Source organism: Gimesia aquarii, from assembly GCF_007748175.1.
In the GTDB taxonomy this organism is placed as follows: Bacteria; Planctomycetota; Planctomycetia; order Planctomycetales; family Planctomycetaceae; genus Gimesia; species Gimesia aquarii_A.
Genome location: NZ_CP037422.1, coordinates 5,410,482 through 5,423,763, shown reverse-complemented (window position 1 = coordinate 5,423,763; position 13,282 = coordinate 5,410,482). Strand labels below are relative to the sequence as shown.

General features: G+C 41.1%; 10 protein-coding genes. 6 read left to right on the top strand and 4 right to left on the bottom strand.

Annotation, left to right across the window (positions count from 1 at the left end; all coding sequences use genetic code 11):
• Positions 1 to 36 precede the first annotated feature (36 nt).
• From V202x_RS20565 to V202x_RS20550, 4 genes are all read right to left on the bottom strand, one after another.
• On the bottom strand, positions 37 to 483 hold the full coding sequence (locus tag V202x_RS20565) for a PleD family two-component system response regulator (protein ID WP_145178736.1): 447 nt from the start codon (positions 481 to 483) through the stop codon (positions 37 to 39).
• Positions 480 to 917 carry a response regulator transcription factor gene (locus V202x_RS20560; RefSeq protein WP_145178735.1) on the bottom strand — a complete coding sequence of 146 codons (438 nt, stop codon included), beginning with the start codon at positions 915 to 917 and terminating at the stop codon, positions 480 to 482. The genes V202x_RS20565 and V202x_RS20560 overlap by 4 nt, the downstream gene beginning before the upstream one ends.
• Positions 918 to 1,036: 119 nt before the next feature.
• Positions 1,037 to 2,620 carry an ATP-binding protein gene (locus tag V202x_RS20555; RefSeq protein WP_145178734.1) on the bottom strand — a complete coding sequence of 528 codons (1,584 nt, stop codon included), beginning with the start codon at positions 2,618 to 2,620 and terminating at the stop codon, positions 1,037 to 1,039.
• 35 nt (positions 2,621 to 2,655) lie between these two features.
• Positions 2,656 to 3,117: a two-component system response regulator gene (locus tag V202x_RS20550; RefSeq protein WP_197993003.1), complete on the bottom strand. Its 462-nt coding sequence runs from the start codon at positions 3,115 to 3,117 to the stop codon at positions 2,656 to 2,658.
• Positions 3,118 to 3,602: 485 nt separating this feature from the next.
• Here V202x_RS20550 and V202x_RS20545 point away from each other — a divergent pair, with 485 nt between their 5' ends.
• The 6 genes from V202x_RS20545 (at position 3,603) to V202x_RS20520 (ending at position 12,782) form a co-directional block, all read left to right on the top strand.
• Entirely contained in the window at positions 3,603 to 5,954 is a 2,352-nt protein-coding gene (locus V202x_RS20545) for a PAS domain S-box protein (RefSeq protein ID WP_145178732.1), read from the top strand.
• The gene (locus tag V202x_RS20540) at positions 5,935 to 6,390 is read left to right on the top strand and encodes a response regulator (RefSeq protein ID WP_232098602.1); all 456 of its coding nucleotides are present in this window, start codon (positions 5,935 to 5,937) and stop codon (positions 6,388 to 6,390) included. Before V202x_RS20545 ends, V202x_RS20540 begins: the two co-directional genes overlap by 20 nt.
• 332 nt (positions 6,391 to 6,722) lie before the next feature.
• Positions 6,723 to 7,196 carry a response regulator gene (locus V202x_RS20535; protein ID WP_145178731.1) on the top strand — a complete coding sequence of 158 codons (474 nt, stop codon included), beginning with the start codon at positions 6,723 to 6,725 and terminating at the stop codon, positions 7,194 to 7,196.
• A gap of 500 nt (positions 7,197 to 7,696) precedes the next feature.
• Positions 7,697 to 8,122, top strand: a complete 426-nt coding sequence (locus V202x_RS20530; protein WP_197993002.1) for a response regulator — start codon at positions 7,697 to 7,699, stop codon at positions 8,120 to 8,122.
• 355 nt (positions 8,123 to 8,477) lie between these two features.
• Positions 8,478 to 10,916 (top strand): response regulator, encoded by a 2,439-nt coding sequence (locus tag V202x_RS20525; protein WP_197993001.1) that lies wholly within the window; start codon positions 8,478 to 8,480, stop codon positions 10,914 to 10,916.
• Positions 10,917 to 11,042: 126 nt separating this feature from the next.
• A complete protein-coding gene (locus tag V202x_RS20520; RefSeq protein ID WP_145178728.1) occupies positions 11,043 to 12,782 on the top strand; it encodes an HDOD domain-containing protein in 1,740 nt (579 codons plus the stop codon).
• Positions 12,783 to 13,282 lie beyond the last annotated feature (500 nt).

The window sequence follows — 13,282 nt, the reverse complement described above, 5'->3', positions numbered from 1 at the left end:
TTTTTCTACGAATTTAATTTTTGGTAACCTATTTTCTCAGAACAAGAACCCAAACTCTCCATTAGTTGATGATTTATTACACGCGTCTAGCATCTCAACCTCTTGTTCAGAATCTGTTTGTAAGAATCTCCGAGCAACTTCTGTGATTGTTGCTGGAGAACCAGGGCATTTGTGTATATAAAAAGCTCCAAGTTGTGTGCAACGATCAATGGTTGCCTGATCTGAGTATCCAGTATGAATAATGATGGGAATGTTGTGAAAACGCACATCACTACTCAACATTTCACAGACAGCCAGGCCATTTCCATTCGGCATATCTACATCCAAGACAATCATATCTGGTAAAATTTTCATTGCACCAATTAGCGCATGCGATGCATCAGGAGACCGCATTACAGAAAATCCGAGTGGCCTTAATCGTAAAGCAAGTGCTTGCGTTAGATCATGATCGTCATCCGCTATCATTACTGTTTTATAAGTCATACTTGTACTTCACTTTCAATGTTTTCCGTAGCAACATGCACGCACATAGCTTCGGATAGAGTTGCTGAATCATCAATCGCTGCATTTACCGCCTCGACTAATTTATGACCTTCATACGGTTTGGTAAGAAAATAACTTGCGCCTGCATCTAATGCTCTCTCTTTGTCGATCAGGCTGGCTGAAAGCATCACAATCGGAATCTGCCGTGTATTTGATTCTTTTTTCAGTTCATCCAAGATAGTTAGACCATCCTTATATGGCATTCTGACGTCCATAACAATCGCATCCGGTTGCTCTGCTATAACAGCCGCTGCTGCTTCCATACCATCGTGGGCCGTTGATGTTTCGAATCCTGCAACTGACAATCGCATCGTCGTAGCGTGTAGAATGTCAGTATCATCATCAACTAATAAAATTCTTTTCGATCCGCTCATTTTTCCTCCACAATTATTTATTACTATATCTTCTCAGAACAGTAGAAACTCTTTGATCCAACAATATTTCTTTCAACAATTCAGAGCCTCCACCATTGGTCGCTAATATGGTTCCAGTTTTAGGCATAGACCGTCTCTTTTTGCATAATTCTGTTGAATTGACGATAGATCTTTGCTGAGTCTGTTGTTACATCCCATGTCCCTTCAATATTCAATTTATAAAAGGGCAGTGGGCCAAACGGCCGGTTGCGATTTGTTTTCCCCCATTCCGTTTCGACCCTGGTCACGAAATTTGGCATTTCTAACGAGCTAATCGACAAGGCATAAACCCATTCATGAGTTCCCACTCGAAACAATAGATCATTTGCTCGTAGTAAATAATTAAAAAAAGAATCCATATCTTGAGTATCTATGTCAGATATATTGTCCTCAATCTGAGCTCGAACGAAGGCTACGACAGACGGACCGTTATTTCTTCTTTGAGCTTTCTCAAGATACCTTTTCATTATGCCTGAGGGATTATCTAATGGAATCGTAAACGAAAACGTAGTTCCTTGCCCTAACTCACTTTCAACTGACATTTCACCGAAATTCAAGTCAACTAATTCTTTGGCAATATTCAATCCCAGACCAAACCCCTTTGTACTGTTTGTGATTTGTGTTTTGAGTTGTTTAAAGCGTTTAAATATTTGAGACACTCCCTCATCATCGATACCTGGCCCATTGTCAGTAATTCCAATATTAAGTTCGCTTTGGTCATGATTTTCTTCTGCCCACAGTCGCACAATTCCTGGTTTTCCGCAGAATTTGATCGCATTTGTAACGAGATTAATAATGACTCGTCCGACCTTTTCGGAATCACAGTAAATCGACGGCAAATTTTGATCAATGTTAGTTTCAAATGTAATCTTTTTGACTGCCGCTTTTTTTGCCAAGGGGGGACAGACGGATTCCACAATCTCCGACAACTGACATGGACGTCGCCAGGCCCCTAAAAGACCAGCTCCCAACTTACTGACATCTAACATATCATCGACCATGTTGTTTAGTTCGTCGGTACGAACACCTGCAACATCAAGCATGCGGCATTGTTCTTCATTCACTTGGCCTACTACGCCTTCGCGAACTAATGAAACATAATCTTTAATGACTGTCAGTGGTGTACGAAATTCATGCGAAACATTATCAACGAAGCGATGAGCCGTTTCATTCAGCTTTCTGAGACGTCGATTTTTCTTCTTGAGTAGTTCTTTTTGTTTTGTAAGCAAAGCGTGGCTGGATTCTACCTCTGCTAATAAATGCTGGATCTCAACAACACTCTCTTGGCGTTGGATTGCATGATGGATAGCCCGCTCGAGCATTTGAGGCGAAGCTTCGTCCTTGACAAAGTAGTCCTGAGCTCCAGCTGTGAGTGCGACAAATCGTATCTCTTCGTCGTCAAGTGTCGTCAGCACGACTATCGGCACATCCTGATTGTGATCACGTATGCGTTTTATCGTTCCCAGACCGAAACTGTCAGGTAATGAAAGATCGGTTAAGACAACATCAAATTTTGTTTCCGCCAGTTGAGCTAAACCATCATCGATGAATTGAGTCCAGACCAATTCAAACGATGATCGCGATTTCGATAAATTAAGCTTGATCAGTTGATGGTCGACTGGGTCGTCTTCAATCAATAAAACTCGCATATGACGCTGATGCATTTTAACCTCTCATCGTTTAACGACTGACTATCGTTTTAGTAGTTTACTCCGTTTTTGTTCGCTGAGGCCCAGTTTAATTCTGGCAGCGAAATGAAACGTTTAATTTCTTCTAGCAGTGTCTGATAATGAACCGGTTTATGGAGAAAACTGGAAGCACCAAGATTTTTTAGTTGCCCAGGTAAATGCGAATCACGTTGTCCCGTTAGTACAATTACTGGAATACTCGCTGTATGTGTATTACACTTCACCTCTTCCAAAAGAAGTTGGCCATCCCCATCTGGCATCCGTAAATCGGTGATGATCAGGTCTGGACTCTTTTGATATACATCCCACGTACCGAGTCTCCCGCAACAATCGCAAATCACATCGACATCGTAATTAGATAAGATAGTTTTAATTGCATGAGTGATGTCTGGATCATCATCAACACAGAGAATGGTGGAACGAGAATCGCATTCTAAAAAGTCATTGGTCATTGATCGGCTTTGAGTTTTCATAACTTCTCCCTGATGTTGCTCGTAATGTTGTAATAGTGTGAGACCTTGGGAAACATAGATTACAATTCGAAAGCTCGACGGAATAATCCAACTCATTTCTTCATGTATAAAATCAGACTTCCATGTGTACTTTAATAACTCTATTAACTAGTGCGTATTAGATGTAGTCATAGTATGTGAAGCGTTCACCTCAATTTCTCTGAAATAGAAATCGCTTGAGTAATAATGAGGTATTTGACTTGATTTCTATGTGATCTGAAAAACTGATGCGATTTATTTCTATTTAGATATACACAGTGAGGGGTATACCTTATCCTCAATCTGATTCATTACAATCTATCGATCACTCTATCACTTAAGAGAATTGACGAGTATAAAGATAGTTGTCAATTTAAGAGCACAAATATGAATTGGCAGACTTGCTGGCTCCGGCAGTCAAGTGATTCAGATTTCACCAAGGCACGATTAGGAATAAAAGGTTTAATATGACATTGGACCAACGTGCGCACTCAAGAATCTGGGTTTACACGATTTCAGGCTGCATCATGTTTGCTGCTGCTGTATTGTTTCAACAGTCGACCTATCGTGGCTCCACCCAACTGCATACAATCATGGAAGTGATTGCCACGTTGCTTGCGCTGATGATCGGAATTGTTGCTCTAGTTCGGTACTACTCTCAAAAGAACAACATGTACCTGTTTGTCAGTATTGGCTTTCTTAGTACTGCGCTGCTTGATGGTTATCATTGCGTTGTTACCAGCACCTTTTTTCAAGAAATTTTTCCGTCAACACCACCCTCATTAAGTCCCTGGAGTTGGAACGCTTCACGCATCTTTCTGTCGATACTAATGTTTTTAAGTTGGTGGACATGGAAACGGGAAGAGAAACTTGGAGAAGCAGGACTATTCAGCTCTCGCAATGTACTAGTCATCACCGCCATCTTAACTTTATTGAGTTTTTGCTTCTTCGCGTTTGTCTCACTACCACGCGCCTATTATCCCGAGTTTTTTTTTGGACGGCCACAGGAATTCGTCGCCGGTATGTTTTTTCTGGCTGCTTTTATTGGCTATTATCGGAAGGGCGACTGGCAAGACGATGCGTTCGAATTCTGGCTGCTCATGTCTCTACTTGTCGGTATCATCTGTCAAGTAGCGGTCATATCGCGTTCGTTTGTACTCTTTGACGCAATGTTTGATATGGCACATATAATGAAGTTACTCAGTTACGCTTTTGTGCTGAGTGGCTTGCTGGTTGGGATCTTTAGTCTCTACAGTCAGACTGCAAAGATGCAGCAAGAATCTGATCTCGCCAAAAAACAATTCGAACTCGTAATAGAAGAGTCCCCACTGGCGATGTTGATGATCACTCAGAACCGAGAAATCATCTTAGCTAATTCAACAGCATCAGTTTTATTTGGTTATTCAAAAAAGGAGTTGCTGGGTGATCAGATTGAGAAACTTTTCCCCAAACGTTACCAAAAATTACACCCACAGTATATCGCAAACTTTTTTAGCGATGGTCAATCGCGCCAACTGAGTGTAGGACGTGACTTGCTCGGTCTCCACAAAGATGGACACGAGTTTTCTATCGAAATCTTTATGAACTACATTCAGACACCTCAAAATGGACCTGCCGCGATTTATTCGATTGTAGATATCTCTGAGCGACGACTAGCAAAAAAACAATTCGAACTCGTGATCGAGGAATCTCCACTGGCAATGCTGATGATTAATCAAAGCCGAGTGATCACCTTAGCCAACTCTGCCACAACGAAGTATTTTGGTTATTTAAAAGAAGAGTTACTGGGCAAATATATTGAAATGCTCCTCCCACAGCGTTACCGAGAACTGCATCCACAACAAGTCGAGAGCTTCTTTACTGACGGTCATTCTCGACAACTTGATACTGGGCGAGACTTACTTGGCTTGCATAAAGAGGGTCACGAATTTCCCGTCGAAATATTTATCAATTATGTCCAAACTCCACAGGATGGTCCTGCTGCAATTTGCTCGGTGATAGATATTTCAGAACGTAGAAAAGCACAAGAAGCGATAGCACGACAGTCTGAGGAACTATTGAATTCGGTACAGGCTCTTGCCAGAGTCAATACTGAATTAGAGCAGTTTGCTTATGTCGCCTCGCATGACCTACAGGAACCGCTTCGTAAAGTCGCTTCTTGCTGCCAGATGCTGGCAGAAGATTATGCCGACAAACTTGATGATGATGGTCGCCAATGGATCAATTTCGCCATCGATGGAGCGGCACGTATGCGGTTGCTGGTGAGTGATCTTTTAGAATATGCCCGAGTTGGAGCGCTTAAACTTGATTCTGAGCCAACTGAAGCACATCAGGCTTTTGAGGCTGCGTGTTATAACTTGAGTGAAACCATCGAAACGAATAATATTCAAATTATTTGTCATTCGCTACCAGTGGTCTTGGCAGATAAGAGACTTCTGACTCAATTATTTCAAAACCTGATTGGAAACAGTATTAAGTATGGTAGTGAAGAGCAAACAGTCATTGAAATTGGAGCAGAGCGCGATGGTCATCATTGGCAGTTCTACATCAAAGACAACGGCATCGGAATTGCCCCTGAATATCATGAACGAATATTCCATGTTTTTCAACGACTACACCTCAAAGAAGAATACACTGGCACAGGGATTGGTCTCGCAACCTGCAAGAAAGTCGTAGATAGATTTGGAGGCAGATTGTGGGTGGATTCTCAACTTGGACAAGGAAGTACGTTCTATTTTACAATACCAGAAAATGCAACTACTGACCAAGAACCTCATCAAGAGATCGGAGCGAAAAGCCTTGACACCTTTCACAAATAATCCATTGACACGACCTGTAGAAATCTTAATTGTTGAAGATGACCTTACCGATATCAAATTGACTCAAAGGTCACTTGAGCGAAATCGCGTTTTGAACAATCTCCACATCACACGTGACGGCATCGAAGCGATGCAATTCCTGCGTCAGGAAGGGGACTTTTCCGATGTACCACGTCCCGACATCGTCTTATTGGATCTCAATATGCCACGCAAAGATGGTCGTGAAACATTGCGAGATATTAAGAATGATCCTAATCTGAAAGCGATTCCAGTTATCATCATGACGACGTCAAAGCAAGAAACAGATATTGAGGGCAGTTACCTTGAGCATGCAAATAGCTACGTCACCAAACCAGTTGATATGGAGCAGTTTCAAAAAGTTGTTGAGACAATCAATGCTTACTGGTTCACGGTTGTAAAACTGCCTTCGGACTAATAGAAAACCATTTCGATTTCATCAATATTAATCAGATTCTGAAGCCCACTGTAGTCTAATAAAAAATGAGCAAAAACGCTCAGGTTATCCAAACATATCGCTAGTATATTCTCACATGACTGACAGTGTATTTGATGATTCGCTGAATGATTACTATTTTTTTAAATTTATAAAGTAGAGATTTCTAGATCTTAGATGATTTAGAGACTAATACCGCTACCAATCTGACAAACATGCAGTCTATAGTCTTAATATCTCAGTCCCCTACTCATGTCTGAACAAATTGAATCTTTTCTCTGTGCTCAATACGAAATGCTTCAATCTTGAGTCAGATGAAAGGTCAATTTTTTATGAACCACAAAGACAGATCGAATGATCAAAATTCTTTACTCAATTGTCGAGTATTGATTGCAGAAGATTCGATTGATAATCAACGAATCATCTCACATTACCTGGAAAAAGAATCAGCTGCGGTAATTACTGCTGACAATGGAGAAATCGCAGTCGAGCTTGCACTAAAAGCGCGTGAGAACAATATTCCTTTCCATGTTATCCTTATGGATATAGAGATGCCGGTCTTAGATGGCTATAAGGCGACAAAAAAATTACGTCAAGCAGACTACACTGGTCGAATCATCGCACATACTGCTCATACTGATACCCACTCTCGTAAGAAATGCCTTGATGCAGGCTGCGATGATTATATTTCCAAACCAATAAACCAACAGTCACTTGTCAGTAAGATTGCCCGCTATGCGATGCAGGAAAAGCAAAACGAGTTGTTTGACCAAATCTTCAAAGATTAAATTCAAAACTGATAGAACGCCTTGATTGTTCTATTAGTTTTCATTGTTATGAACAATTAAGTGTCAATATAACCCTTTGGATTAAGTAAGCAGAAAGCTCTTTTGGTAGTGTTGTAATAATAAAACACAATGTCACGAGTTTGCATGCATTCAAACTATTTTAAATTCAACATAATTGAAGATAATCCGATTATACTTAGAATTTAGACAACCTTATCCACATCAATCAATTCCTAGCTGAAAAGTGTAATACTCAAAGACTTAAACAAGAGATGAAGGGAATCCCCCAACACAATTTGGACAGGGTATGTCCTTACGTTTCCTAAAAACCAGATTAATACCTCCACGCACACGACTAAATGATACCTTATAGTATCTGTATCTCAGTTCCCAAAAATTATCTGAACAGATTGATGCATTACGCTGTAGAGTTCTATACACAGCAATGCTATTCTGAATCAGAAGAAAGGCTAAAACAGATTATGAGCTATCTGGACAAGATGTCTAACCTTGAATGTCGTGTACTATTGGCAGAGGATATGCCCGATAACCAAAGATTGGTTTCATTCTATTTGAAACAAGCAGGCGCTGAAGTTTTCTTTGCAGACAATGGGCAAATTGCACTCGATATTGCCCTCGAAGCAAGTAATCATGGATTTCCTTTCGATGTGATCCTGATGGATATACAGATGCCAGTCTTAAATGGTAATGAAGCCACCAAAAAATTGCGTGAATCAGGTTACACTGGGGCAATTATTGCCATTACCGCTCACACTAGTAGTCACGATAGGCAGACATGTCTTGATGCTGGCTGTGATGATTACACGACCAAACCGGTAAATCCAAATCGACTCATCGATTTGGTGGCTCACTATGCGTCGAAAAGAAAGCGAAAAGAACTGACTGAAGACACAGTCATTGTTTAGTTAAACAGGTGCAGCATTAGTCGATGTCTGAGTAAGATCAGTTACTCGGACATTTTTCATTGAAATGGTTCCTCTGACTAGTCTCAAATTTGATTAGCTAACTTGTTGGATCAAGCGATTTTGGAAGCGAGTTATTATCCAACCACCATTACACAGCACCAAATAGAACTTACGATAAATCATCGAGTTCCTGGGAATTCGATTGTGCATTTTGTAATGATTCATGCTCGCTCATTTATGATTCCAATTAAAAAACGAACTTAATTCCAGTGCTTTGCCTCCACGCGCGTTGCCTAGATGCAACCTATGCTATTGAAGTAGGGAAATGTGTTCGTATAAGTTTTGGACAGAGACCATGGAAAACGGCATAAAACAGACAAGTTGGTTTAGACGAGATCGCTTTACACCCTCTGTCTCTACCGGACAGACCTTGCCAATAGGATACATCTCGTGTGGTCTTGTTTTGTTATGCTCGATTTTTATCGTCGATCTGATATTACCTCAAGGAATGTCTTACGGTGTACTCTACGTGGTTTTGCTCACTAGCACACTATGGTCGCCTCGGTGGGAGCTCACTTTGGGAGCAGCGATTGCTTCTACGATTCTCACACTGATCGGATTTGTACTGGTAGCTGCTGAACCGACTATTCGAATGGCCTTCATGAATCGAGTATTGATTATACTTGCCATTTGGGTAACAGCATTTATCTGTTTAAGACAAAAAAAAACCGAGATAGCAAGAACGCAGGAACTACATCTCGCCCATAAAAAAAGCAAAGCCAACGAGCGTAAATCTGAACGATCAAGTCAGGCTAAAAGTGAGTTTCTTGCTAACATGAGCCATGAACTCCGCACTCCTCTGAATGGTGTCATAGGAATGTCAGAATTACTAGCGGAAACATCGCTTAGTCCAAAGCAAAGGGAATTCGTCGATGCCTGTCGGAATAGTGGTGAGTTGCTACTCAAACTGATCAATGACATTCTTGACTTCTCAAAAATTGAAGCAGGCAAGATGGAGCTCGACTTTCACGACTTTGATTTAGAGAAGCTCATGATGGATACTGCCAGTACAATGGTCTGGAGGACATCGGAAAAACATCTGGAGTTGCCGTGTTATGTCGATCCCGCATCACGATTAATACTACAAGGCGACAGTCACCGCCTGAGACAGATTCTAGTGAATCTGATCGGTAACGCGATTAAGTTCACTGATCAAGGTGAGGTCGCTGTTCGTGCACAAACAGCTTCAAGAGAGAATGATCAGATTGTGATTCGCTTTTTGGTATCTGACACAGGGATCGGCATTTCTGATGACAAACTCAACCGGCTATTTAAGTCGTTCTCGCAAGTCGATGCTTCTACGACACGACACTACGGTGGTACCGGATTAGGCCTGGTCATTTCTCAGAGCCTTGTCCAACTAATGGGAGGTACTATTGGAATCGAAAGTGAAGTGGGAGTTGGCTCGATGTTCTGGTTTGAACTTCCTTTTAAGGTTGTCGCAGAATCATCGGCAAACCTACCCATCATTAACTCGCTCGCAGGAAAACGATGTCTAATTGTTGGAGACAATGAAAACAATCAAACCATTCAGAAAAAACATCTAGCTGAATGGGGAATCGACTCGATTATCGTTGCTTCTGTTGATGAATCTTTGACCGCAATAAAATTAGCGAAAGAAAATCAGTCGCCTTTCGATCTCGTCTTGACTGATTTCATCATGCCAGAACGAAACGGCTTGGACCTAGCACACGCCTTGAAAGATCATCAGCTAAAAATAGTGATTCTAACTGACTCAACATGTATTGAATTAAATCCTATTGAACTGCAAGAAAACCATGTTAATGCCACCCTCAGCAAGCCAGTTCAGAGGTACAAGTTATACGACACAATTTGCGAATTATTAACAAGTGATACGGCCAAAGAGACAGTGATTAATAATGAGAATAATCAATCCAACACAGTTATCAGGAGAGCGTCGACCACCCAAGTTCTATTAGCAGAAGATAACAATATTAATCAACTATATATTAGAGAGTTGATGAATCAAATTGGTTTTACTTGTGACATCGCAAACAACGGGTATGAAGTGATCGAATACATCCGAAAGAAAAAATACGATCTGGTATTGATGGATTGTCAGATGCCGGAATTGGATGGTTTGCAGGCTACACAACATATCAGAGAGCTAGAATTAAAAGGAATACTTAAAGGACATCTTCCCATCGTCGCACTCACTGCCAATGCAATCAAAGGCGATCGCGAACAGTGCCTTAAAGCAGGTATGGACGAATACCTCAGCAAGCCTGTTCAGAAAGATCAGGTCATTCGTATTCTCGAACAATTTTTGTGTGACAACCATATAGGCTTGAATGAAAATAATACAACTGAGGCTAAGAGTAAAAATGATTTTGATTCAACACTTTCAGCACCAATCAACACTGAGTCACTATTAGAACGCTGCTTTGGAAGCTTGGAACTGGCAGGCTCTCTATTAGATGAATTGGAATCGACGGGCCAGGAGCGTATTCAAGAAATACGCCAAAAAACCAAAGAACAGAATGCTAGTGCCATGGCGCTGGCGGCTCATTCACTCAAGGGTGCAGCTGGGATTCTATGTGCGACATCTCTGCAAAACTTGTCAGCAGAGATCGAACACGCTGGCAATGTAGAAAACCTTGAAGGGGTCGAACTCTTGATTCATGAAATCTCCATTGAAATGAAACGCTGTCTCGATGATCTGCCACAATTACGAGAAGAGATGCGATTGATAAAAGAGAATAACGAGTGTTGAATATTTTTGTAGTTGACATTACCGATAAGATCATATCAATAAAAAAATGATTTTTAAGTAGAATATCCACCAAGACAAAAAACAATTTCACATTGTAGAAATATTAGGCATTGATAGGATTTAATCATGTTTTCTCAAACCGGAAAAATAGACTTTCATGCGTTAATTGCTGACGACGATAAGATCGTAACTCGTATGATTTCGTATGCACTTACTCAGGAAGGTTTTGTTTGTAAGACAGCAACAGACGGGTTTCATGCATCGGCTCTGATGAATCATAAAGAGTATGATCTGGTTGTGACAGACTTACGAATGCCACACAAGAACGGGCACTCTCTTGCTTTGGACATGCTTGAAATTGAATCACGACCAGTGATCATGGTTCATACTGCGGTCGAAGACCCGGCCCTCACGAAGGATTTGGTTTTTCGTGGAATCGACGACATCTCTTACAAGCCAACGAACTATGAAATACTAGCATCCAAAGCACGCGGTCTAGTAGAGCGACGACACGAGAGAATCGTGGCGAAAAATAGCAACCGAAATCAAGGTACATCTTTCAGTGGACAACTAGAAAGCGATGAGGCTAAGTCTACAAGCGACAGTCTGACAAATGGAATACGAATAACACCAGCGAATGTCTTTAAACAATTGTCTAAACTTGACACACTGTTATCACTATCGCACACTCCATTTGACGTATATTCAATGGCATCACGAAAGAATGCCAACACGTTTGAATTGGCAACACTCATCGAACAAGACCAATCACTTGTAGGCGAAATTATCAATGTAGCCAACATGGTTCATAATAATCTTGAAGGCGAAGAGATCGACAGCGTGGAAAAAGCAATATCACAAATGGGATCTCGCAGCATCGGAGAGCTAGCCATCATGCATGGTGGGCGACAGGCACTTTTAAAGAGTAACATCCCGTGGATTAATCATGACCTACTCTGGAAACGAAGTCTTGCTGCGAGCAAAACGGTTCGTATAATTGAGCGGGCACAGTATGCCGAATTTGACAGTTCGGCTTTTCTGTGCGCCTTGTTACACCCAATCGGCCGCATCGTCCTGGCAACACTCTTCCCCGATGAACATCAAGAGTTAACTGAATACTGCCAGAAAACTGGTCAGTCACTCGATTTAGCTGAAAAGGCAGCTTTCGGACTTTCGCACGGTGAGGTAAGTGCGAGGTTCTTTTCAGCATGGCGAATTCCAGTAACAACCCAACTACCTCTAGAACAAATTACACACACATTCGACGAATTGGCTTCATTACCAGATCATGCTCGTCAACGTACCGAGATCATCAAACTGGCCCTCTTTCTTTCACGCACTGCAATGGGTATCTGGGAGCCTTGCGATTCTGTTGACGTGCCTCATAAGGGTGTACTAAACAGATTGAACATGCCGTCCATTAAGAGAATATTCTTCTTAATTCGTGAAGCTTGTGAATTTGAAGTAACAAATCGACAAGTCCAATCTCCAGAAGGAGCAAATCAACAAAAACAGCCGATGACACCAATGATTAGATATAGCTCAGCTGCCGAAAGTTCATCAGACCTGTTAGCTCCTTTTCTGAAATCAATCGGTCTACATTTGCACGATCAACCCCAAGAATCGTCTAATCTTGACTTGATTGATGGCGTATCACTCAGTGGCAATCAACTTCGACAATTTCTTAATACCCAGAACTCGCAAAATCTTTTTGGAATTATTCGCAATTCTAAAGATAAATCTTTGTTTAAACCTAGCTCCTCAATCTGCATTCCTACAACTGTCCAGAAACTAATTACATTCTTTAATAATCAAGAAAGTCCCCAAAGTCCAAACAAGTCTCCAATTCAAGCTGTCAGTGAGTAATCACATAACTTCATAACTTGTCAAGCCGACGTTTCTTATCACAGATTTAGAGGGTGACCATTCTTTTTTAACATATGGCAAAGGAATATAATCGACAACACTTTTAGGGAATTGTTTAATGTGTTAACTGAAGCCATTTCACTTTTCGTATGATTCTAGAACTTATTAAAACGATCAATCTACCGCGGACAAATCGCGGACAGAATTGAGAATTTCAATGCAATGTGACTATAATTGCTTTACAGCGTGAAATTCACACAACATATTACTATCAAAGCAATTTCAGTGTGATTGAAACATCCTTAAAAGGTCACATCTTTAGATTCAAAATCCAGTGGGGGTAAACCCGGTGTGGGTTCGAGTCCCACCTCCGGTATTATACTAAAAAGACCTTACATCGATTTGATGTAAGGTCTTATTTCTAGTTTTAAAGCAAACTTCTATGTTATTTGCCCCCCTCTCTTGATCACCTGATAAGCGACGTAGAATCATCGAGTTGA